Genomic DNA, 22,752 nt, shown 5'->3' on the forward strand with positions numbered 1-22,752 from the left:
CACGCTTTTCATATGATAGCCTTTACAATCTAACCTATATCGGAAAGGCCCTAATAAATACAAGAAAGAGGTGTGTTTATGTCTAGGAGCATCCAATGGAATGTAGTGGCTTACATGATTATCGCGGCGCTGCTCGCGTCGTTCGTCGTTTCGTTTAACCATTCGTTTAACCCGTGGAGTAGCCGTTCAGCCGATATGATTTTACCGTCAAAGTATAGTTCGAGTAAGCAGGTGCTGTTCAATCGAGCTAGTGCCTCTACCGTTATTTATCCCAAGTCCGCATTCCAGCCGGCCACAGTCGTGAATAAGGCGATGCCGATTACGGCAGCCGCAGTCCCAGTATCCGCTTCTGCCACCGTCACTGAGAAGAAGAAGCCCGTAACTATAGCAAGTGTAAAACCCCTCTATACATATAAAGTAACCGCGTTCTACCTCAATGTCCGGGAAGAACCGAATGCGGAGTCCAAAATCTTATACGAAGTCAAACAAGGGACACAGCTGCAAGTGCTGTCCAAGGATGATACCGGATGGCTCGTGCTGAAAGGCGGCGGTTATGTACATGGCGGTTACGCGACCGTAATCGGTGTGCAGCAAGCAGCGTCGCAGACAGCCGTATCTGCCGTATCATCGGCGGTTGCCGGGGTCAAAGCGATGCAGAGCAATTCGCTTCAAATCGATGTAAGACCAAGAATACATACGGCTCCGGTGAAGAAGAAAGAAGTGAAGATTCAATCAGCTTTAGCAGCAGATGCGGTTGCGGCGTCAAGTACGGCATCCAGTGCGAGTGCAAGTGCAAGCTCGGGTTTAAGTAACGATGACGATAATGGCAATCCGGTCAAACCAAGTTCGTCAATTAATCGAGACTCTGGATTATCCTCGGCGCAAATTGCCCAGCTGCTCAAAGGAACGAAGCTGGCAGGCCAAGGGCTGGAGAAAGCGATTTTGGATATAGAAGAGAAGTATGGCATTAATGCCTTCTTCACCATAGCGGTTATGAAGCTGGAGAGCGGCAACGGAAAGAGCAAGCTTGCGAGGACGAAGAACAATTTGTTCGGCCTGAATGCGACTTCGGGCAGTCCGTATCGGAGGGCGTTCACCTTCGCAACCAAAGGGGATTGCGTTCAGAAATTTGGACAATTACTGTCGGACAATTATGTGGAGCGAGGGTATACGACGGTGGAGAAAGTAGCGAGGAAGTATTGTCCCGTCAATTCGAAATGGGCATCCCATGTCCGAACGATCATGAGAAGTGATTTCGGTAAACTGGTGTAAAATAGGACTTATATGGCGGTTGACATTCATAAGCTTCTACTGTAACATTCCAAGAAGTGATCGCAAAACCGCATATGATTCGTATAGCCTCACAGATGGGTGAGGGTTTCTACGGGAAGCCATACTTCCTAACTACGAATACGGAATTATCTCGAACAGATAATTTTGTATTTGCGGTTAGGAATTTTTTTTTGCTCGAAGGAGGGCATCATAGAGATGAAATATTTGTTTTCTGTTTTTCTAGGTGCGGTCAGCTACGGCATTCTGTCTACGATTGTCGTTCATGCTTACGATGCAGGTTACAATCTTGGCGAAGTTGTCGGATCGCAGCTGCTGACCGGATTTGTGCTATCTTGGCTTATGGTTCTGGTCATGAAAGCACGGAGTAAGCGCAAGGCGAAGGAAGCGGGGACTGCGGAAGAGAAGAGTCTCACTTGGATGCAGCGCTTCATGCTCATGTCTGCAGGTATTCCGACTGCTCTGACTGGCTTGCTGTACTATCAGTCGCTTCGTTACATTCCGAACTCGCTCGCGATCGTGCTGTTGTTCCAGTTCACATGGATGGGCGTACTCATTCAAGCGGTCAGCCAGCGCAAACGCCCTAACGGCATTATGCTGCTGACGGTCTCTATTCTGTTCGGCGGAACACTGCTTGCTGCCGGCATTATGGAGCAAGGACTTGATGGATTTAACGTAACTGGCGTTGTACTTGGTTTGCTGGCTGCTGTTAGCTATTCGCTATTCATTCTGTTCAGCGGCAAAGCAGTTCCTTCTGTTCATCCGGCATACCGCAGCGCTTGGATGATTACAGGCGGATTGATCTTCGTCTTCATTCTGTTCCCGCCGACGTTCTTGTTCAACGGCGTAATCTGGAGCAGCCTGCTGCTGTTCGGATTCATGCTTGGCTTGTTCGGCGCATTCATCCCTCCGGTACTGTTCGCCATCGGCGTGCCGCATATTGGCGGCGGCATGGCTGGCATCCTCGGCGCAGCCGAATTGCCAGTGGCGGTAATGCTCTCTGCAGTCGTGCTGCATGAGCATGTAAGTGTACTTCAATGGGCAGGCGTTGCGCTCGTCCTGGCAGGTGTTGCGCTCCCGGAGCTTATGAGAAGCGTGTCTCGCGGCGGCGGCTCGAAACGGAGCCGGAGCTCACGTCTTCCTCAAGCGACGACATCCATCCATTAGAATAACGTGCGAAGCCTGAAAGTGCGAAGCCCGATTCCAGAGTGACTGGATTCGGGCTTCTTGTGATCCAAAAGACTATTCGTTTTCTTCGTTTTGTTCGAATGCGGATTGTGCGCTTGCTGCTGCTTGATTCGCGCCGTTGCTGTTCTCGAACGCTTCAGCTGCTTGTTCAGCAGAAAATTCAGTATCAGCTGCGCCGGCTACTGGCAGCTTGTTCAGTTCTGTGGACTGAACCTCTGCTTTCGAAACACCATTTTGCTGATTAGCCATGTGTTAGAACCTCCTGCTCATGTAATTTTTTTTCAACAAGCGTTATCGTACCCGCCAAGTGGGGTTGAATATACATAATGAATTTGTAAATTTCCACTTGAACCCATTTTGCCTATATGCATATAATTGATGGAAAGGAATGAAATGGAAGGAGCGATGCGGCTTGAAGATGACGCGGAAGAGACCGATGGCGGTAATGGCAGTGGATGTTCAAGTGGAAGTGGGAGTGGAAGCAATCGTTTATATTTATCGAAACACTAAAGCCGTTGCGCTTTAGTGTTTTATTTTTTATCAAGGGAGCTGAGGCGAAGGTGAGCAACAAGTATAAGCGAGTGTTGATCAAGCTGAGTGGCGGTGCCGTGGCGGGAGGAAGCGAATTCGGATTCGATCCGGAGCGGATGGAGCACATTGCCAATGAAATCATGTCCGTGGTGGAAAAAGGGATCGAGGTATGCCTGGTCATCGGCGGCGGCAACATATTTCGTGGCAATATGGCTTCCGCATGGGGTATCGAGCGAGCTGAGGCGGACAACATCGGAACACTCGCCACGGTCGTGAACAGCTTAATGCTGCGCGGAGTCCTGAAGGCGAAGGGCATCCACGAAGTGCGCGTAATGACAGCCATCCCGCTCACCTCCGTTGCAGAGCCTTACATCCGACTTCGAGCGATACACCATCTCGAGAAAGGCTACATTGTCATCTTCGCCGGCGGGAATGGCCAGCCGTATGTCACGACGGATTACCCGTCCGTTCAGCGGGCGCTGGAAGTGAATTGCGACGCGCTGCTAGTGGCGAAGCAAGGCGTGGATGGCGTCTTCAGCTCCGATCCGAAGAAGGACGTCTATGCGAGGAAGTTCAGCTCGCTGCACTATAACGACGTGTTGAAGCATGATCTGCGCATCATGGATCAGTCGGCCTTCATTCTCGCACGGGATTACGAGCTGCCGGTCCATGTGTTCAACTTCGATGAGCCGGGCTCCATGAGCGCCATCTGTGCAGGGGAGCATCGGGGGACGATCATAAGCAGAGACTCGGTGTTCGCGTACGAGGAGTCCGATCTAGAGGTACAAAGCAAAAAAGCACCGTCCTGATGAGAGGACGATGCTTGGGTCTTCCATAGCGCGCTGGCGCTTATCGATGGTTACACTTGAGGTTTAGCAGCTCTTGCCGCCATCTTGCTTGGCGGCAACATTCTCGCTGTCTTCCGCTAATCGTTCCCCATATTGTTCCAAACGTCCGGGATGCGAGGCTGGGCCTCTGTTCTTCGGCTTGCTGTTTCTTCCTGTCATGAGCTTCACCTCCGTCCTTCATAACATGAGCGGGGAGGGGGGAATTCATGCGAGTGGGAGCTGTATTAGCAGGAGCCTCATTATCCCATATCGACGATGTGTGTCTGCGCGTTCGAATCATTCGATGCTTTCGGACGCTTCAGCGTTAACGCCAGCAGCAAGCCGAAGATCGCAAGTCCTGCAAGCGCCAGATACGTATCGTGAAAAGCATGCGACATCGCGTCTGGCATCGGCTTCTCGCCTTCAGCCGCATGGTGATTCGTGCGACTAACAATTAATGTCGTTAATCCTGCAACGGAGAACGATGTGACAACTTGCTGCGCAGCGCTGGTCAGCGACGTAACGCGACTGACGAGATCGCTCGGAGCCGACTGAATGAGATGTGTGTTCAGAGCGAGGAACGAGAGTCCCATGCCCATGCCGAGCATTGCGCGAGGCACGAGGAAGTTCCAGGCGCTGTCGGTAGGATCGATGCGCGAGATCAGATAAGCGCCTACCATTACAATCGTCAAGCCGACGATGACAAGCGGCCGTGCGCCTATGCGGTCATACAAGCGTCCGCCGATCGGCATGAACACACCAGCAGCAATCGCTTGCGGCAGTGTCCACATGCCGGCGTGGAAGGCAGTCATGCCCATCAGCTTCTGCATGAAGAATGGAACGGTGAAGATAATGCCGAACATCACGAATTGAAGCACCCATTGCACAATAATGCCGCGAGTGAAGAGCGGGGAGCGGAAGACGCGAAGCTCGAGCAGCGGCTCTTGTTTGCGGAGCAGCTCAACAATGACAAACCCGATCAGCGCTACGCCGCCGACGACGAGACCGATAATCGTTTTGTCCGACGACCAGCTCGTCGAGCCTTCGCTGAGACCGTAGGACAAGCCGGAGAAAGCGAGAGGACCTAGTATGATGCCCAGGAAATCTAGCGATGTGGACGCCTTTTTCGGCAGCTTTGGCAGAAGAAGTCCGACCAAGACGACGCCGAGGATGCCGACCGGGAGATTAATGAGGAAGATCCACTCCCATTTCACATAGTCGACCAAGTAGCCGGAGATAATCGGGCCAAGCGCCGGTGCGAGCAGAATTGGCATTCCCATGAGACCCATGATCGAGCCTGCTTTCTCAGGCGGGCTGATACGATACGTCATGGCGAATGCAATCGGTGTGACCATACCGCCGCCAAGCCCTTGCAATATGCGGTATGTAATGAGTTGATCCACGTTCGTTGCCGTCGCGCAGAGCACAGAACCGATAGTGAACAGCACGAGGGACAAGAGGAACACTTCCTTGGAGCCGAACTTGTCGGTCATCCAACCTGCGAGCGGAATAACGGCAGCCTGAGCTAACGCATAGCCAGTTACGGTCCATTGAACCATCGATAGTGTACTGTGGAAGTCATCCACGAGCACAGGGATGGCGACGTTAACCGCGGTACTGTCGAGAATAACCATGAAAATTCCGACAATGATGGCGATAAGCGGGCCGACAAGTTGACGCATGGACGTGAAAGGTAAGACTGGAGATTCAGATTGCATAGGTCGTACTGCCTCCTTGGAATATGCCTTATCCTTCCACTTTACCGAAGAGCTCCGGACCCTGTCAAAAGGAATTGAAAAACAGCAAAGGAGAGGCGAAATTCGCCTCTCCTTCTTTATTATTCGCTATCGCTTTGGCTGCGGAAGGCTTGGTTATAGCACCTTCTGCATACCGGCTTATAGTCTTCGTTGCCGCCGATTTGGATCTGTTCGCCTGCGTTGACCGGCTGTCCGTCGCGGAACCGGATCACCATCGTTGCTTTGCGATCGCAGTACCAGCAGATCGTCTTGATCTCTTCAATCTTATCCGCCTGCACGAGCAGGTTGTAGCTGCCTTCGAACAGCTGGTTCTGGAAGTCGTTCTTCAGCCCGAATGCCATAACCGGAATGTTCAGCTCATCCACCACTTGCGTCAGCTGGATAATATGATGCTTCTTCAGAAATTGCGCTTCATCAATTAGAACACAGTAAATTTGCTTCGGTCCGCTCGTTGTGAGATGCGATTTCACGCTCTCATATAGATTCGTCTGCTCATCTACCGGAATGGCCGCCCGCTCGAATCCGACCCTGGAGCCGACAAGCTCCGCGCCGTCTCTTGAGCTGACCGATGGCGAATAGATGAGGACCCGCTTGCCTTGCTCCTCATAGTTATGCGCCACTTTAATGATTTCGAACGATTTGCCGCTGTTCATTGTTCCATATTTGTAATAGAGCTGTGCCACGAAAGAATCTCCCCCAAGCAATATCATCTATACTCTTTTAACATATTCGAGTGTTTGTGACAAGGAAATGATCTGGATTAAAAAAGGCTAGTAACCTCACGCTCCTACAACAAGAATAGTAGAGTTGTTTTGTTGTTGTTTTGCTGTTGGTTTATGATGTGAAAATTTGGTTGTGGCTTCTCCTCGACCTCTCTGCGATCCGTTTTACTAAACGTTCATAAATCGTCTCCAAAGTGATGCTTTCCTTCAACATTGTTAACGGAAAGTTAAATCTTGCAGCAGAGGATTGAATTGCAGAAACTTGCAAGTTATTCTGATTAAAGCAACATGAACACATAATAAAACCACAATAAACCAATTTCCTCGAGGGAGGCCCAATGATGAAAAATATCGTTCTGATCGATCGCAGCAAACCGGTATACAAAGGTAATCTTCATCTTCATACGACTTGGTCGGACGGCAGGCTGCCGGCGGCGAAGGTTGTCGAAGCGTTCAAAGCGAAAGGCTATCATTTCATCTGCTTGAGCGATCATGAAATTTATACACGCACGGATGAGTTCAATTCAGCTGATTTCATTACGATTCCCGGCATGGAGCGCGGCAGTCTTAATAAAGTTCCGGATAAAGATCCCGGCTACCACCTGGGAGCGCTTGATGATCCGACAGAAGAAACGAAGCTTGAGCGCTATGAGCATCTGCAGCAGTTTCCGGTGCCGATTCCGTGGAAAGGCGATCACTCTCCGCAGGATATGATCGACGAGCTGCGCGCGCAGGCAACATCGTTATTTTCAACCATCCGGAATGGCATCTGACGAGGTTCGAAGACATGGTGAACTACCGCGACTTCTTCGCTATTGAAATTTACAACCATGTAACCGAGTGGTCGACTGCAAGCTCCTATGGAGGGGCCTATTGGGACCACGCGCTGCAGAACGGCAAACGCGTCTGGGGCATTGCGGCGGACGATTCGCACGGGCACTATCCAAACTGGCGAATTCCAGAGTACGGCGGCGGCTGGGTGCAAGTTCAAGCGGGTGAGCTGACGCACGAAAGTGTCATTCGCAGCTTGAAGTCCGGTTCCTTCTACTCCAGCTCCGGTCCGGAAGTTTATGATCTGCGCGTCGAAGACGACGGCTACCTGAAGATCGAATGCTCGCCTGTCAAGTTCATCCGATTCATCACGCATCCGTTCAATGGACGCAACGCGTTCAATCGTGATGCTTCGCCGGTAACGAGCGCAGCATTCCGAATCGATGGAGAAGAAAGCTACATTCGTGTGGAATGTGTTGACTTTGAAGGAAATGTCGCATGGTCCAATCCGGTCTTTCCAGGAGAATGGAAGGGCAGCTCGCAGCAATGAGAACGAGCGAGCTCGAACTGCATCAGCAGTTCCGCCGAGAGATCACAAGGCTAGTCATTCCTTCCGTGCTCCAGATGGTCATCGGCAACTCGTTCTCCCTAATCAACACGGTGATGGTCGGTCGCCTCGGCGATACCGCCATCGCCGTCGTTGCTGCTGCGGGGCAAATCGGATTCATCCTCAGCATGATTCTTTCCGCGGTATATGGGATTACGGCTTATATGACACAATTCCACGGAAAACAAGATCAGGAGTCGATGAAGGAAGCGTTTGGACTAATGCTCTTATCGAGCGTCATCATAACGTTAATGTTGTTAATTATCGTGCTCTTGTTCCGCAGTTCGATTCTATACCTGTTCATTAACGATTCGAATGCCGTCCTGCACGGCGTGCAATACTTGTCCGTTCTCATGTTTGTTTATCTCATCAACTCGGTCAAAGATGTCTACGGTCAGGCGCTAGGCTCGATCGGGCGCAATCGGTTGACGCTTGTTGTGGGATTGATGGCGATGTCGCTGAATGCGGTGCTGGACTATGCCTTGATCTACGGCAAGCTCGGCTTCGCCCGCTACGGTATTCAAGGCGCTGCATGGTCAACGCTGGCAGCATCGGTGTTCAGCACGCTGCTCTTACTCGGCTATGTGTATGTGAAGCAGTACTACTTCCACATCACGCCAAGAGAGATGCTGCGCGGATTCAGCTTCTCCTTCGCCAAGAAGTTATTCGCTACGACGCTCCCGCTGATCCTCCATGAAGGACTTTGGTCGGTCGGCATCATACTTTACGCGGTTGCTTTCGGCTACATGGGCGTGTCTGCGCTGGCGACGTTCCAGCTCGCTCGGACGTTGGGCGGTTACTACATGATGGTGATCTTCGGCTTCGCTTATGCCGCGAAGGTCATGATCGGGCAGAAGCTGGCGCAGGAAGATCCTCGGGAAGCGCTCATCTACGCGAAGAAGTTCACGCGATTATCGGTTGCCGCATCCATCGTCGTCAGCGTGTTCATAGTTGCATTAAGCCCCTTGATGCTTAAGCTGTTCAGCTACACTAGCCCGGAAGTTCAGACGGCGCTTCATCATGTGATGCTCATCCAGGCTGCCGTAATGGTGATGTATTTCCTGAACAATGTCTGGATTGTCGGCATGTTTCGCGCCGGCGGCGACAATGTGTACACGATGAAGCTGATCGGCGTGACGACCTGGTTGATCGCATTGCCGCTCGTATTCAGCACCTCGTATCTGTTCCACTGGTCCATCGAAGTCGTTTACTTCATGTTCGCGATGGAAGAGATCGCGAAAGCATGCATCGGCTATTTCCGTTATCGCTCCAATCGATGAGCGAACAATCTGACTCTTACCATGAACAACGAGAAGAAAGTCGCCTAGACTTCTTCAATTAATACCGACAGAAAACCGACAGAATACCAGCAGAAAACCTACAGCTTAAGGAGGCCGCACAGATGGAAATGAAATCGTACATGCGCACGGAGGGGGATATTAACTTGTCCCCGGAGCGCGAGCTTTGGCAGGATCAGCATTTGAGCGAGGAAACGATGGATATTTTGGAAGAGGATAGCCGCTACTTCCTTCATCAATCGATGTCAACGCCGTGCCTGAACGTCATCGTGAATGCAGAAGGCAATTACCTTGAAGATCAAGACGGCCGCAAATATATGGATTTCCACGGCAACAGCGTTCACCAAGTTGGCTACAAGAACCGCTACGTGCTCGATGCGGTCGTGAAACAGCTCGAAGAGCTGCCGTTCCTGCCGCGCCGATACACGAATCCGGTTGCGATCAAGCTGGCGAAGAAGCTGGCCGAGCTCGCACCAGGCGATCTGAACAAAGTGCTGTTCACGCCAGGCGGAACGAGCGCAATCGGCATCGCACTGAAGCTTGCACGCAAAGCAACAGGCAAATTCAAGACCATCTCAACTTGGGATTCTTTCCACGGCGCAAGCTTGGATGCAATCTCAGTTGGGGGAGAAGGCGTGTTCCGTAATCATATCGGCCCGCTTCTGCCGGGCACGGAGCATTTCATGCCATATAACTCCTATCGGTGCATTATGGGCGATTGCATCGGCTGCGGATTGAAATGCCTCGATTACTTGGAATTCATGCTTGAGCGCGAAGGCGATGTAGGCGCGATTATTCTAGAGCCGATTCGCAGCACGGACGTCCAAATCCCGCCGATCGCATACTTCGAGCGGCTCCGTGAGCTGTGTGATCGCTACGGCGTACTGCTCATCCTCGACGAAATTCCGACTGCATTCGGCCGGACTGGAACGATGTTCGTTCATGAACACTACGGCATCATCCCGGATATCGTCGTCATCGGCAAAGGTTTCGGCGGCGGCGTCTTCCCAATGGCTGGCATCATCGTTCGCGAAGGTCTCGATGTCGCGCAAGATATTTCGCTCGGCCACTATACCCATGAGAAAAGCTCGGTTGGCTGCGCGGCTGCACTGGCGACGATTGAGTTTATTGAGAATAACGGGCTCCTTGAACATGCGCAGCAGATGGAGCTGTTCTTGAAGGAGCGACTCTCCGGCATGATGGAGAAACATGAAGTCATCGGCGATATTCGCGTGAAGGGCATGCTTGCCGCGATTGAACTGGTAACGGATCGTGCAACGAAAGCGAAAGCTGTAGAAGGCGCTGAGAAAGTGATGTATATCTGCATGGAGCGCGGACTTAGCTTCAAAGTATCGAACGGCAACGTGCTGACGCTTGTTCCGCCGCTTATTACGACGCAAGAACAACTGGAATGGGCGCTGCAGCAGATTGAGGACGCACTTGCCGCAGTATTTTGCGATTAATATCACATAAAACAAAATTAAACAACTGCCTGTAACGCCGGAAGCGCAAGAAGACCCGCGTTTCAAAGAAATGTCGTTCTATAAGGATCATGCGTACCTCGTTGACTTTACGAAGACTCGTCCGGCGCTGCCTGACTACGCAACATTCGTGAAAGGCTACACACTTGGTATTGATGCCATCTTGACGAAGAACAAGTCGGCTGACGAAGCGTTCGATTACTTCCAGAAAGACGTAAAACAGAATGTGCCGGCTGATCGTGCAGAGATCGAGAAGTAAATTTGAAGCAGAGGCGTGCAGGGCGTATGGATCGTTCGCGCGCCTCTTGATTTTTTTAAAGCGAAGGAAGAAGGTGCGTGTTCGCCCATGAGCAATTTGGAAGCTGCTGTCAAGACGAATACTTATTCCGATGCAGTGAAAGCAAAGCCCTATAAGAAGCCGCTCCGCAAAATTATCTACCCGTATCTGTTCATCGCAACGTTCTCTGTGCTTGTGCTCGTCTTTTCCATATTGCCGGCGGTTGCGACGATTGGCATGTCTTTCACCGATCTGAACGCATCGATGACCGTCCGTCGTCTATGTCACGTTCTGGAAATCCCTGTTTGACCCGACGGATGGCGGTTTCTTGAACGGCGTTCTGATGGACCTTGGCGTTATCTCGGAGCCGGTGTCGTGGTTCACGAAGGGCGCAATGGCAATTGTCACCCTGGCTACGATCGTATCGACGATTTCCGGCGGGATGATTCTGCTCTCCGCAGCAATCAACTCCATCCCGGAAGATCTGTATAAAGCAGCAAGAGTCGATGGCGCAAGCGAAAAGTCCGTCATTCTCAAGATCATTCTGCCGACGCTCAAGTGGCCGCTCATGTACATCACGATCTCCGATCTGATCGGCTTCGTATCGTCTTACTTCATCATCATGCTCACGCAGGGCGGACCGATGCGCGATACGACAACACTCTCGCTATACGCGTTCCAGCAAGCGTTCAACCTGAAGTATTACGGTTATGGCGCTGCGATCTTGATGATCGTTGTACTGATCTCGTTCGTGCCGAAGATGCTGCTCATTCGTCTGTTTGATTTTGACCAGCTCATTAAACCGTCCCGAATCGAGGACTAATCTACTCCGAATGAAGGTGAACACGTCTGTCTTCCAGTACGCTGAAGAAGGCGCTTGTCCAAACGTATATGACGCTGTTTACGCTGCCGATTATCGCCATGATCGTCTGCTACTTCCTGGCGGTGACGATGAATTTCACGACGCATGAATTTTCGCTTGCGAACTTCATGTTCTTCAAAGAGCCGGTGGAATACGCCGGCGTGAAGCTGCCGATGATTTGGCCGATCGTCCTCAATACGCTTATCTATTCGCTGCTTATCGTTGTGATCGAAGTGGGCATTTCGGTGCCGACCGCATATGCATTCTCCAGGCTCGACTTCAAAGGGAAGCGCGCGATGATGAAGTTTCTGTTCCTGATGCGTGCTTTTCCCGGCATTACGCTGATCATTGCCACGTTCTTCATTCTTGTGCAGATGCATCTCGTGAACACGTACCTCGGCGTTATTCTCGTTGCGATAACGGGTTCTCTTCCAGGCCGCGTGTACATTATGAAAGGCTTCTTCGATGAAGTGCCTTGGGACATCGAGTGGGCTGCGATGGTTGATGGGACGACGCGTTACGGCGCGTTCATAAAAGTGCTCGTGCCTTATGTGCTCTCCGGCATCGGCGCAATCTCCGTGTTCGCTTTCCTAGGTGCGTATGGCGAGTGGTTCCTGTTCAAGCTGCTGATCTTCAATGACGACATGTTGACGCTGGCAGGCTACCTGTCGAAGCTCGTTACGAAAGAGAATCAGATCATTAACTATGCTCTCATTACCGCGATCGGCCTGTTCTATACGCTTCCGGTCATCGTGTTCTATATCTTCACGCAGAAGCTGTTTATGAAGGTCAACATGGGAGGCGCGAAACAAGTATGATTACGCTGAAAAATATTGTGAAAGCTTACGATGTCAAGCGCGGAAACAGCGGCGCGAATGCAGTGGACGGACTTGATCTTGAGATTAAGAAAGACGAATTCGTAGCACTGTTAGGTCCGTCCGGCTGCGGCAAGACGACAACCTTGATGATGCTGGCCGGTCTCTTGAAGCCGACATCCGGCGAAATCTACTTCGGCGAACGTCTAGTCAATCACGTCGAGCCGAAGGACCGCAATATCGGCATGGTGTTCCAATCCTATGCGCTGTACCCGCATCTAACGGTGCGTGACAACATCGCATTCCCGCTCCGCGAGCGCAAAATGGCAAAGCCAGCCGCGTACGAACGTGCGAAGGAGATCAGCAAAATCGTGCAAATCGACCATTTGCTCGACCGCAAGCCGGCACAGCTGTCCGGCGGGCAGCAGCAACGGGTCGCGATGGCGCGTGCGCTGGCGAAGAACCCGGAGATTCTGCTTCTCGACGAGCCGATGTCGAACCTCGATGCGAGACTGAAGCTTGATGTGCGCGATGAAATCCGCAAGCTGCAGCGCGACCTTGGCGTAACGACGATTATCGTGACGCATGATCAGGAAGAGGCGCTCGCGATCTCGGACCGCGTAGCGATCCTGAACGGCGGCAAGATTCAGCAGTATGCGCCGCCGCATGAGCTGTTCAGCCAGCCCGTCAACCTGTTCGTCGCGAGCTTCCTTGGCAACCCGCCGATGAACTTGATCTCAGGCGCGGTTCAGGAGTCGAATGGCGATGGGGTGCAGACTGTCGTGACGAAAGGCTTCAACTATGTGATTCCAGCGGCACGTAAGCTGCCCTCTGAACATATCGGCAAATCCGTGAAGCTTGACATTACTCAGCCGTAAACAGGGCGACATGAATTTGACGGATTCGCGCAGCAGGTATTACTAGTCCGGAAAACTTTGCTATAATTGATGTAATGTAGAGTAAACGGGGAGGATAAAAGTCAGTGTCCCTTGCAGGTGAAGAACGGAAGAAAAGCATTATCGCGATGCTTAACGAGCATGGAAAAGTGAACGTAAGCGAGCTGTCCCGCCATTTCGATGTGTCGACAGAGACGATTCGCCGCGACCTTGATGAGCTCGAGAAAGACAACAAGCTGAAGAAAGTATACGGCGGCGCCGTTAAGCATAAAGCGGATATCGAGCTCGCCTACTCGGAGCGCGAAATTATCCACGCCGAGGAGAAACGTATTATCGGCGCGCTGGCTGCGAATTTGATCGATGATAACGACGTCATCGTCATCGACGAGGGCAGTACCGCGATGCAGATGCTCCATTGCCTCGACGGCAAGCGGAATCTAACGATCTTCGTCTGTTCGATTCCGACGCTGACGCTGCTCATTGACTACCATACCCGGGGTTCTTTTGACGGCAAAATCATCTTTATCGGCGGTGAAGTGAATCCGAAGCATCTGCGTGTGTCCGGTCCTATCGCAGAGAAGATTATGGAGGACTTCTACGTGAACAAGTCGTTCATCTCCGTCGACGGCGTATCGCTCGAGAACGGACTGACGAGCTACGATTACGATCGTGCACTGTTCACGCGTAAGCTGATCCGAAGTGCGGAGACGGTCATTGCGCTAGCGGATGGATCGAAGATCGGCAAACGGACGGTCGCGAAGATTGCCGAGCTTGGCCAAATCCAGCACGTCGTTTCGAACATCGCTCCACCCAGCGGTTGGCGGGAGGGGCTTCAAGATTTGGACGTATCGTGGATCAGCCCGAAATAGATCGAAGAGAGAGGCTCCCTGCGCTTGCCGCGCAAGAGGGCTTTTTTCGTTTGCGCCAGCATATAAAAAACAAGCTGTCCGTGAATCGGCAGCTTGCTTCAGTGGTGTGGCATGGAATTGTGTAGGTGTTCGCGTATCCGTTTACAATTTGTTCTTGAGGTCCATGAAGTACTTGAACACAACCCCGAATGCGCCAACGTAGTAAGCAGTCAACATGATCCAACCCGAGTTGTCGAAGGAAGCATCCATGTTCGCCATCATGAAGAGCGGGAGTACAAAGTACAACATGTCCTTAAGGTAAGTGGTGAACATGTCGCTTGTAAAGCTGCCTGCCATCAAACCTTTGTACAGGCCAAGCAAGAAGTTCAGACCCATCATGCCAAGAACAACCCACATGGAATACATCATCCAATCCGTAAGTGCAAATGTCACTTAGAATCACCTCCCCCTGAGGAAGAGTGTTACTGCATACGTTATCATATGTGAGACCGTCAGAAGGGGGACGGGACAATGATGGAAATCGAAACTTTGTACAAGTAAGGTTCGTATATCGTTTCAAAATGAAGTGAGAGGTGGCTCTAACATGGAATCGAACAAAATCATCTCGGCATTATGCTATTTCAGCATTTTCTTCGCGGGCTTCATTGTACCTGTGGTCATCTACTTCGTGTCGAACGATTACGAAGTGAAGGGTCACGCTAAGCGAGCGCTGCTGTCCCATCTCATCCCGATAATCGCGCTGCCGCTGTTCTTTGTGGCGATATTCTCAGGTCATGTCGGGACGATTCTGTTCCTTGGACTGATCTCGGCACTGCTCGGTTTTCTGGTCGTCATCTGGAATGTCGTCATGGGCATTCGAGTGCTGAGCCGGTAGGGGATGAGCCAATTAGAGGAAAAACGCGCAAAATGACGAATACTACCGAGATGCATCATACTATTGGGGACGCATAGGAGGACGGGTGGCATGGCAAACCTATTAGGCGGTCTGTTTGGCAACTATTCAGAAGTATCCGTACAAGAGTTAACGAGCCAATATGGCATGTACTTAATGTCGAATGAGAAAATCCAAATGGGCTTCAAGTTAGTCCGTGACTCGTTCATCATAACGGATGAGCGTCTTATCTTCATCGATCATCAAGGTGTAACCGGGAAGAAGACGAGAGTCGCTTCAATTCATCTCGATTCTATTATCGATGTGACGATGGAAACGGGAGGCACAGGCTTCGACGATAGCGAATTGACGATTCATTACATCACTTCGCCGTATTACAAGTCGAACAATGTGCATGTTGCCAGCTATAAGTTCGAATTCGGCAAGAAGTTCAACTTGCAGCCAATTTATGTGAATTTCCTGACTTTGGCGCATCAGAATCACAAACGTTTAAACGGATAAGAAGGAGCAAGGATCGCATCATGGCAGAACAAATGACAGAACAAATGGCAAAACAAACACTACTAGAAGCTTTTAACGCAGCATCTTATCCACTTACAGGCAGCAGCAGATGGAATGTGAATCAATTGCTGGAGGCGTTCCGGTCGATAGACGGAGAGCAGGACAGCGATATTTACGGCAATGGTGCTATTATTGAGAACTTCCAGGCGAAAATCGCTTCGTATCTAGGCAAGCCGTCAGCAGTGTTCTTCCCGAGCGGCACGATGGCGCAGCAGATCGCGCTTCGGATTTGGAGCGATGGAGCGGGCAATAAGAAGATCGCGTATCATCCGCTCTGCCACTTGGAGATCCACGAGCAGAACGGTCTTCACGAGCTGCATCACTTGGAGCCGCTTCTGCTGGCTGATAAGAGCAGAACGATCGGCCTGGAAGATATTCAGCAGATGACAGAGAAGGTATCCTGCATTCTGCTCGAGCTTCCGCAGCGCGAAATCGGCGGTACGCTGCTGCCGTTCAGCGAGCTGGAAGCCATCTCGGCTTATTGCCGTGAGCGCGGCATTAAGCTTCACCTTGATGGTGCGCGGCTATTCGAAGTGCTGCCGTATTACAAGAAAACAGCTGCTGAAGTATGCCGGCTGTTCGACAGCGTCTATGTTTCGTTCTATAAAGGGCTCGGCGGCATTGCTGGCGCGATGCTTGCAGGCGACGAGTCGTTTACTGCGGAATCGAAAGTCTGGAAGCGGCGTCACGGCGGCGATCTGATCAGCCTGTACCCGTACATCATCAGCAGCGACTACTACTTCGAGCAGCGTCTGCCGAAGATGGAGCAGTACTATCACGCTGCGATTGAGCTTGCTGAGCTGTACAACAGCTGCCAGCATATTGAGACGAGACCGGAAGTTCCGGTGTCGAACATGTTCCATGTTCATGCGGCTGTGCCAAAGGAGCGGCTGGAGCAGCTGTTCAAGGCAGTCTACGCGGAGACGGGCGTCGGACTGACCCGCTACGTTCGTGAAGTGGACGCGGACAATAGCTACTTTGAAGTAAGCTTAGGCGACCGCTATCTCGGCACGCCGAAGGACAAAGTCCGCGAGGCGCTGGGGTTGTTGGGTGCAAAGCTTGCTGAGTTGAAGCAACAGTAGGCGAAGTGTGAATAAGTGAGAGTAGAAGCTGTCCCGAAAGTCACTTGTAGAAGTGGCTGGAGTGGCGGCTTTTTGTGTGAGAGTCGGATTTTCCGTCTCTCAGGCTTGATAAGAGTGGAAGCCGGTGCTGAGAGACGTCTTTTCCGACTCTCAGCCCTGAATTTGGGTCTATTTGGGATGTTTTCAGCAATGAGAGTCGGAATATCCGGCTCTCGTGCTTGGATTCGGGCATTTTAGTGCTTGAGAGTCGGATAATCCGACTCTCAGCACGCCAAACCAGCCAACCGATGTGTTTCCGCTGCTGGAGAGCGGAAACCCGCTCTCAATCCGTCAAGTCTGCGCAGCTTGAAAACCATCCGTCCAGCAAGCCCAAGACGCCAGCCTCCAACCCGCCGCACCTGCATTTACGAATAATTTCCAGCCTCAATTGGCACAATAAGGGAACGGTGGATCGATTCTGAACACGAGGGACGGTGGCAGCTGTGGAATTTTTTCTTCGTTTATACAAGTTACTAACACACCGCCAAGTTGTCATGCTGCGGCAATCCAGAGAAGACCATACCCCGGACCGCGGCACCGTTGCTGCGGGACTGAAAGAGAACCTGGCTGTGCTTCAGTCCATATTCAGCAAAGCTCCGGATCTGATTATCCGCTCGTTCATCTATAAGCAGTCCGGCCAGCGAGCGGCGCTCGTCTATCTGTGCGGCCTCGTGGACAAAAATTCGATCAACAACAACGTGCTCTACCAGCTCATGTTCGAGCCGATTGACGAGAGTCAGCATATGACGAATTTGCCGATCACAATCGGCGATCTGAAATCGACGCAGCAGTGGAGCCAGATCGAGCTCATGCTCCTGGAAGGGCATAGCATCCTCTTCCTGGAAGGGGCAGAGCTCGCATATTCCCTCGATACGCAAGGCTGGCCGCAGCGCGCGATATCCGACTCTCAGATCGAAGCATCGCTGAAGGGGGCGCACCAAGGCTTCATCGAGTCCGGCTGGCAGAATGTCGCGCTGCTGCGCCGCATGCTCAGTACGCGAGAGCTCAAGATGATTGAGCTCTATGTCGGCAGCCGGGTCCGCTGCAAAGTGACCATCCTGTACTTGGAGGATCTTGCGCTGCCTGAGCTCGTTCAAGAGCTGCACAATCGTTTAATGGAGTTAAACATTGACTGTGTCCTGAATACCGGCGAGCTTACAGAGTACCTGGAGGATCGGCCGTTCTCGCTGCTGCCGCAGTTTATAACAACGGAAAGGCCGGATACCGCCGCATCGCAGCTCCTTCAAGGACGCATATGCGTTGTCGTGGACCGCTCATCAAGCGTTATGATCGCACCGGTAGGCATTGCTGCCTTCTTCCAAGGGGTTGATGATTATAGCACCCGTTGGCCGGTTGCGACATTTATGCGCATTCTGCGTTTCGTTGCCTGCTTCATTGCGGCATTCCTTCCGGGGATCTACATCGCTTGTATCTCTTTTAACGTGGAAGTCATTCCGCTGGATCTGATTTTGTCGATCGGTCAGTTCCGGGCAGCTGTTCCGTTCCCGCCATTACTTGAAGCGCTCCTCATGGAGCTCATGCTGGAAATGCTGCGGGAAGCCGGCGTTCGCCTGCCTGCGCCAGTCGGGCAGACCGTCGGGATCGTGGGAGGTATTGTCATCGGACAAGCAGCCGTGCAAGCGGGGATTGTTAGCAATCTGATGGTCGTCGTTGTCGCCTCGACTGCGGTTGCGTCGTTTATCTTGCCTAACTTCGATATGGCCGCGGCCATTCGGCTGATCCGGTTCCCAGTCATGTTCATCGCTTCCATGTTCGGCATCATTGGAATTGTGGCATGTTTCATGACGCTGATTATCCATCTCGTCCAGCTGCGCTCGCTGGGGGAGTCATATAGCACGCCGATCGCACCGGTGCGCATCAAGGATTGGAAGGATGTGTTCATCCGTATGCCGCTCTGGAGCATGAAGAATCGGCCAGATAGCATCCGATCCCTGCAAAAAACGAGAATAGGCCCGAAAAGACGTCTTTAAAAGGTGATGATGTAATAATGGATGCAGCTCTGAAACCAAGCAAAAGCAATCGAATTACAACGCTGCAGTTCATACTCATCATACACAGCATGCAGCTTGGAGTCGGCATCATCTCCATGCCGAAGGACGTTGCCGATGTTAGCGGAACAGACGGCTGGATCGCGATTATTCTTGGCTGGATTCTCTCGACCGCTGCCAGCCTGATTATCGTGCAGGTCATGAAGAAGTATCCGGATGGCTCGATCATCGATTTAATCGAGCATTATTTTGGCAAATGGATCGGGAAGCTTGCTATGGCCCTTTTTGCGGTCTATTTCCTCTTGTACGCGTACTTGATTTTTGACCGTATGGTGCTGCTCACGCAGAGCTGGATCATGCAGCAGACCCAATCGTGGGTCCTGATGCTGCTATTCGTAATACCGGCTTACATGCTTATCAAAGGAGGCGTCCGCGATATCGGACGGTTCGCGGAGATTACGTTTTTTGCCTCCATTTGGATGGTATTTGTCATCTCCACTTTGTTTAAAGACGGCAACTGGCTCCACCTGCTCCCCGTGCTTAAGGAAGGCTGGTTGCCAGTGATACGCACGGTTAACACGACGATCCTCTCGTTCCTTGGCTTCGAGTGTATTTTCTTCATCTACCCGCATCTGGAGAAGAAGCAATCGGCTTCTAAAGGCGTTATTATTGCGAATACATTAACGATGCTCATCTATCTGTTCATCACGATCATTTGTTTTCTTGTATTTAGCCCGGATGAAATTACGTTCTTTAACGATGCGGTCATATCCGCAGTGAAGATTATCGAATTTAGGTTCATTGAACGATTCGACCTCTTGATCCTTTCTATTTACTTGATGGTCATCGCCAAAACATGGATTTCGGCTCTCTTCATGTCGGTATACTGTACAAGCAGACTGATTGTTGGCAAGTACTACGTGCACGCCGGAATTTTTCTCGTTGCGATGGTTATCACAAACTACGCTTTGAACACTGGCTGGAATGAAAGTATTGAAGCATCAGGCTATTTCAGCAAAATAGGATTTGCTGTCGCTTTCATCGGTCCAGTCTGCTTATGGCTTGTCCTTCTGGTGATGTCGCAATTCAAGAGGTGGCAGACTTGAGCCGCGCAAAACGTACGATGCTGCTGCTAATCTCGGTCAGCCTTCTGCTAACCGGCTGCAAGGACCGGTTGAATCTTGAGAATGTGACGCTCATTCTCATGGAGGGCGTAGATCTGGATAAAGACAATCACTTGCTCGTTTATATGTCCAGTCCAGTCTTCAGCAAGGAAGCGAAGAAGAAGAATGAAGAGACGAAAGTAAAGGCGATATCCCCTCGTGACGCTCGCGGTTATTTTGAAGCGAAAGTATCCGCGCTGGTTAGTACAGGCAAGCTCCAAAACCTGCTGATCGGCAAGAAGCTGCTGCAGCACCCGTATTGGTACAAGCTGTTGGATGTATTGTTTCGCGATGCCAAAGTGAGGTCGAATGCACGGATCATTATGGTCGACGGCGATGTAGATGACGTCATGTTCTTCGAGCCTGAAGACAAACGCAGGCTTCCGCTGCATATTGCGAAACTAGTCGATACGGCTCACGAGCGAAATCTTGTTGAAACGACAACACTGTTCACAATGCAGCGACAGATATACGAGAAAGGCGTCACGCCGTATATTACGGAACTGCGAAGAGAACCTGGAGAGATTCGGTTAATGGGCACCGCGCTTCTCAATAAGGAAGGCAAGTACGTCACATCGCTGAATATCGTGGAGAATGAGCTGTTACAAATCTTACAGGATGAGAAATATCAAGACTTGACGCTAACGGTCGTTCTTCCGGAGAAAGATAAGCCCGGCACGGTTTTTCATATGGGAACGGTTAGTTTCTATGTGAAGAAAGTGAACCGTAAAATAAAAACCTCCTATAGGGGCGGGCAGTTCCAGTTCACCTATGAAATTGGGCTTCCCATTCAAATCACGGAGCGATTATTTGATTACAATGTCAAGGACGATGCGCATAAGCTTGAGCAAATGATCAATGAGCAGCTGAATAAGCAACTTAGAAACCTCTTACAGAAGCTCCAGAAGAATAAAGTCGATCCGATCGGTCTGGGTTTGTTTGCTCGGGCATTTGAGTATCGCAATTGGAAGAAGGTCCAGAACGATTGGCCGGAGGCTTTTGCAAAGGCGGAGATTCATGTGAACGTGCATACGAGCATTAAAGATTATGGCGAGATCAAATAAAAAATGATGGCCCAAACCACACTTCCATTGTGCAGCTTGGGCCCTTATTGGTCTAAATATCCATGATTATCGGCAGGATCATCGGCCGCTTCTTCGTCTTCGCGTAGAGGAACTGCCCAATCGACTCTTTCAAGCTTTGCTTCAAGCGGTTCCACTCGTTCACATGCTCTTCTTGCAGCCGGGCAATCGCATCAGCGGCGATTTTGCTGGAGGCAGACATCAGATCCTCGCCTTCACCTCTGGAATAGACGAAACCGCGGGAGATGAGATCTGGTCCAGAAAGAACCGTGCCGTCTGCCTTGCTTCTCGTGACAACGACAACGATGATGCCGTCTTCCGACAGATGCTTGCGGTCTCGGAGCAGCATGCTGCCTACGCCGATTCCGAGGCCATCTACCAGCGTATTGCCCGCACTGATTTTGCGACGCTGTACAGCAGAGTCCGCTGTAATGTCTACGACATCGCCCAGATTGATGATGAAGACTCGTTCCTGTTCTATGCCCAGAGACTCAGCTAACAAACGATGCTGGTACAGCATCCGGTACTCGCCATGAATAGGAATAAAATATTTAGGCTTCATAAGCGTCAGCATCAGCTTCAGCTCCTCCTGGCTGCCGTGTCCCGAGACATGCAGCCCTTTGCCTGGACCATAAATGACTTTGGCGCCGAGGATGAACAAATTGTCGATAATCCGCGCGACAGCCCGTTCGTTGCCTGGTATAGGGGAGGAAGCGAGGATAACCGTGTCGCCGCGATTGATCTTGGCATTGCGGGCGCTTCCGGTCGACAGTCGTGCAAGAGCGGCCATCGGTTCCCCTTGGCTGCCGGTACAAAGGATCGTGACCCGGTGCGGCTTCATCTTCATCGCTTCATCGATCTCAACGATTAGTCCGTCGGGAACCTGCAGATAACCGTGCTCTGCGGCGATTTCGACGACGTTGACCATGCTCCTGCCGAGCAGCGTGACTTTGCGATCCGTCATCGCCGATGCATCTATAACCTGCTGCAGGCGATTCACGTTGGAGGCAAAGGTCGAGACGATAATTTTCTGCTTCGCCCGCATGAACGCTTCCATCAGATGCTCGCCGACTTGATTTTCCGAAGGGGTAAATCCAGGACGCTCCGCATTGGTGCTCTCTGAGAGCAGTGCAAGAACGCCTCGTTGCCCGATTTCGGCCATGCGGTGAATATCAGGCGATTGCCGGTTAACAGGGGTCAGATCAAACTTGAAGTCTCCGGTATGGACGACCGTGCCTAGAGGCGTATCAACGACAACGCCCAAACAATCCGGGATGCTGTGGTTCGTTTGATAGAAGCTTATGGTAAAAGCGCCGAGCGTAAGTATGGAATTCGCATCGATTCGTGCAGATACGGTATCCCGGAGAAGCCCATGTTCCTTCAGCTTCACGTCGATCAGGCCTAATGTCAGCTGAGTCGCGTAGATCGGCATGTTGAGCTGCTTTAGGATGTAAGGGATGCCGCCGATGTGATCCTCATGCCCATGCGTGATAATTAATGCGCGTACTTTGTCTTGGTTTTCCTTCAGGTAGGCGATGTCGGGAATAATCAGATCGATGCCCAGCAAGCTTTCGTCGGGAAATTTGGAACCGCAATCGATGACGATGATGTCGTCTTCATACTGAATGCCATACATGTTTTTGCCAATTTCGTAAACGCCGCCAAGCGCAAAAACGGACAGTGTCTGGTTCATTTCGGTCAAAACGGTTACCTCCTGCACAAGTATTAGCGTT

The 22,752-nt window shown here is 51.4% G+C and carries 25 protein-coding genes and 1 riboswitch; of the genes, 19 read left to right on the top strand and 6 right to left on the bottom strand.

Annotated elements, in window-relative coordinates; all coding sequences use genetic code 11:
- Window positions 1-78: 78 nt before the first annotated feature.
- Both A8990_RS16700 and A8990_RS16705 read left to right on the top strand, forming a co-directional pair.
- Window positions 79-1,272, top strand: coding sequence for a glucosaminidase domain-containing protein (locus A8990_RS16700; protein WP_116190180.1), 1,194 nt, complete (start codon window positions 79-81; stop codon window positions 1,270-1,272).
- A gap of 59 nt (window positions 1,273-1,331) precedes the next feature.
- Window positions 1,332-1,427: riboswitch (purine riboswitch) on the top strand.
- 61 nt (window positions 1,428-1,488) lie between these two features.
- Window positions 1,489-2,457 (top strand): EamA family transporter, encoded by a 969-nt coding sequence (locus A8990_RS16705; protein ID WP_116190181.1) that lies wholly within the window; start codon window positions 1,489-1,491, stop codon window positions 2,455-2,457.
- 75 nt (window positions 2,458-2,532) lie between these two features.
- Here the strand turns inward: A8990_RS16705 and A8990_RS16710 are convergent, their stop codons facing one another.
- Window positions 2,533-2,727 carry a hypothetical protein gene (locus A8990_RS16710; RefSeq protein ID WP_116190182.1) on the bottom strand — a complete coding sequence of 65 codons (195 nt, stop codon included), beginning with the start codon at window positions 2,725-2,727 and terminating at the stop codon, window positions 2,533-2,535.
- Between the two features lie 311 nt (window positions 2,728-3,038).
- On the opposite strand from A8990_RS16710, the gene pyrH reads away from it, so the two are divergent.
- On the top strand, window positions 3,039-3,818 hold the full coding sequence (gene pyrH / locus A8990_RS16715; protein ID WP_245996062.1) for a UMP kinase: 780 nt from the start codon (window positions 3,039-3,041) through the stop codon (window positions 3,816-3,818).
- 63 nt (window positions 3,819-3,881) lie between these two features.
- Here the strand turns inward: pyrH and A8990_RS32495 are convergent, their stop codons facing one another.
- The 3 genes from A8990_RS32495 to A8990_RS16725 all read right to left on the bottom strand — a co-directional run bounded on the left by A8990_RS32495 (window position 3,882) and on the right by A8990_RS16725 (window position 6,276).
- Window positions 3,882-4,016, bottom strand: coding sequence for a hypothetical protein (locus A8990_RS32495; RefSeq protein ID WP_281272511.1), 135 nt, complete (start codon window positions 4,014-4,016; stop codon window positions 3,882-3,884).
- An 80-nt stretch (window positions 4,017-4,096) separates the two neighbouring features.
- Window positions 4,097-5,554, bottom strand: a complete 1,458-nt coding sequence (locus tag A8990_RS16720) for an MDR family MFS transporter (protein WP_116190184.1) — start codon at window positions 5,552-5,554, stop codon at window positions 4,097-4,099.
- Window positions 5,555-5,673: 119 nt separating this feature from the next.
- Entirely contained in the window at window positions 5,674-6,276 is a 603-nt protein-coding gene (locus A8990_RS16725; RefSeq protein ID WP_116190185.1) for a thymidine kinase, read from the bottom strand.
- A gap of 380 nt (window positions 6,277-6,656) precedes the next feature.
- On the opposite strand from A8990_RS16725, the gene A8990_RS16730 reads away from it, so the two are divergent.
- The 10 genes from A8990_RS16730 to A8990_RS16775 all read left to right on the top strand — a co-directional run bounded on the left by A8990_RS16730 (window position 6,657) and on the right by A8990_RS16775 (window position 14,191).
- Window positions 6,657-7,088 (top strand): PHP domain-containing protein, encoded by a 432-nt coding sequence (locus tag A8990_RS16730; RefSeq protein ID WP_116190186.1) that lies wholly within the window; start codon window positions 6,657-6,659, stop codon window positions 7,086-7,088.
- Window positions 7,089-7,102: 14 nt separating this feature from the next.
- Window positions 7,103-7,636, top strand: coding sequence for a CehA/McbA family metallohydrolase domain-containing protein (locus A8990_RS16735; RefSeq protein ID WP_116190187.1), 534 nt, complete (start codon window positions 7,103-7,105; stop codon window positions 7,634-7,636).
- A complete protein-coding gene (locus A8990_RS16740; RefSeq protein ID WP_181909622.1) occupies window positions 7,633-8,973 on the top strand; it encodes an MATE family efflux transporter in 1,341 nt (446 codons plus the stop codon). Before A8990_RS16735 ends, A8990_RS16740 begins: the two co-directional genes overlap by 4 nt.
- 122 nt (window positions 8,974-9,095) lie before the next feature.
- On the top strand, window positions 9,096-10,454 hold the full coding sequence (locus tag A8990_RS16745) for an aspartate aminotransferase family protein (protein ID WP_116190189.1): 1,359 nt from the start codon (window positions 9,096-9,098) through the stop codon (window positions 10,452-10,454).
- 70 nt (window positions 10,455-10,524) lie between these two features.
- On the top strand, window positions 10,525-10,731 hold the full coding sequence (locus tag A8990_RS16750) for a hypothetical protein (protein WP_116190190.1): 207 nt from the start codon (window positions 10,525-10,527) through the stop codon (window positions 10,729-10,731).
- 87 nt (window positions 10,732-10,818) lie between these two features.
- The gene (locus A8990_RS16755; protein WP_116190191.1) at window positions 10,819-11,058 is read left to right on the top strand and encodes a hypothetical protein; all 240 of its coding nucleotides are present in this window, start codon (window positions 10,819-10,821) and stop codon (window positions 11,056-11,058) included.
- Window positions 11,059-11,077: 19 nt separating this feature from the next.
- Window positions 11,078-11,572, top strand: a complete 495-nt coding sequence (locus A8990_RS16760) for a carbohydrate ABC transporter permease (protein ID WP_116190192.1) — start codon at window positions 11,078-11,080, stop codon at window positions 11,570-11,572.
- Window positions 11,573-11,640: 68 nt separating this feature from the next.
- Window positions 11,641-12,429: a carbohydrate ABC transporter permease gene (locus tag A8990_RS16765; RefSeq protein ID WP_116190193.1), complete on the top strand. Its 789-nt coding sequence runs from the start codon at window positions 11,641-11,643 to the stop codon at window positions 12,427-12,429.
- Window positions 12,426-13,304, top strand: a complete 879-nt coding sequence (locus A8990_RS16770) for an ABC transporter ATP-binding protein (RefSeq protein ID WP_116190194.1) — start codon at window positions 12,426-12,428, stop codon at window positions 13,302-13,304. Before A8990_RS16765 ends, A8990_RS16770 begins: the two co-directional genes overlap by 4 nt.
- 104 nt (window positions 13,305-13,408) lie before the next feature.
- Entirely contained in the window at window positions 13,409-14,191 is a 783-nt protein-coding gene (locus tag A8990_RS16775; RefSeq protein WP_116190195.1) for a DeoR/GlpR family DNA-binding transcription regulator, read from the top strand.
- Between the two features lie 141 nt (window positions 14,192-14,332).
- Here the strand turns inward: A8990_RS16775 and A8990_RS16780 are convergent, their stop codons facing one another.
- On the bottom strand, window positions 14,333-14,623 hold the full coding sequence (locus A8990_RS16780) for a hypothetical protein (RefSeq protein ID WP_116190196.1): 291 nt from the start codon (window positions 14,621-14,623) through the stop codon (window positions 14,333-14,335).
- A gap of 151 nt (window positions 14,624-14,774) precedes the next feature.
- On the opposite strand from A8990_RS16780, the gene A8990_RS16785 reads away from it, so the two are divergent.
- The 6 genes from A8990_RS16785 to A8990_RS16810 all read left to right on the top strand — a co-directional run bounded on the left by A8990_RS16785 (window position 14,775) and on the right by A8990_RS16810 (window position 21,001).
- A complete protein-coding gene (locus A8990_RS16785; RefSeq protein ID WP_116190197.1) occupies window positions 14,775-15,065 on the top strand; it encodes a magnetosome magnetite crystal formation protein family in 291 nt (96 codons plus the stop codon).
- 90 nt (window positions 15,066-15,155) lie between these two features.
- Window positions 15,156-15,584 (top strand): PH domain-containing protein, encoded by a 429-nt coding sequence (locus A8990_RS16790; protein ID WP_116190198.1) that lies wholly within the window; start codon window positions 15,156-15,158, stop codon window positions 15,582-15,584.
- 20 nt (window positions 15,585-15,604) lie between these two features.
- Complete coding sequence (locus A8990_RS16795; RefSeq protein ID WP_425463913.1) at window positions 15,605-16,726, top strand: threonine aldolase family protein; 1,122 nt, start codon at window positions 15,605-15,607, stop codon at window positions 16,724-16,726.
- Between the two features lie 482 nt (window positions 16,727-17,208).
- Window positions 17,209-18,756, top strand: coding sequence for a spore germination protein (locus A8990_RS16800; RefSeq protein ID WP_245996063.1), 1,548 nt, complete (start codon window positions 17,209-17,211; stop codon window positions 18,754-18,756).
- A 17-nt stretch (window positions 18,757-18,773) separates the two neighbouring features.
- Window positions 18,774-19,880 carry a GerAB/ArcD/ProY family transporter gene (locus tag A8990_RS16805; protein WP_116190199.1) on the top strand — a complete coding sequence of 369 codons (1,107 nt, stop codon included), beginning with the start codon at window positions 18,774-18,776 and terminating at the stop codon, window positions 19,878-19,880.
- Window positions 19,877-21,001, top strand: a complete 1,125-nt coding sequence (locus tag A8990_RS16810) for a Ger(x)C family spore germination protein (RefSeq protein ID WP_181909623.1) — start codon at window positions 19,877-19,879, stop codon at window positions 20,999-21,001. Before A8990_RS16805 ends, A8990_RS16810 begins: the two co-directional genes overlap by 4 nt.
- A gap of 52 nt (window positions 21,002-21,053) precedes the next feature.
- Here A8990_RS16810 and A8990_RS16815 read toward each other — a convergent pair whose 3' ends face one another.
- Complete coding sequence (locus A8990_RS16815) at window positions 21,054-22,721, bottom strand: ribonuclease J (protein WP_116190201.1); 1,668 nt, start codon at window positions 22,719-22,721, stop codon at window positions 21,054-21,056.
- Between the last annotated feature and the right edge of the window lie 31 nt (window positions 22,722-22,752).

Origin of the sequence: Paenibacillus taihuensis, from assembly GCF_003386535.1 — a bacterium.
GTDB classification, from domain to species: Bacteria; Bacillota; Bacilli; order Paenibacillales; family Paenibacillaceae; genus Paenibacillus_Z; species Paenibacillus_Z taihuensis.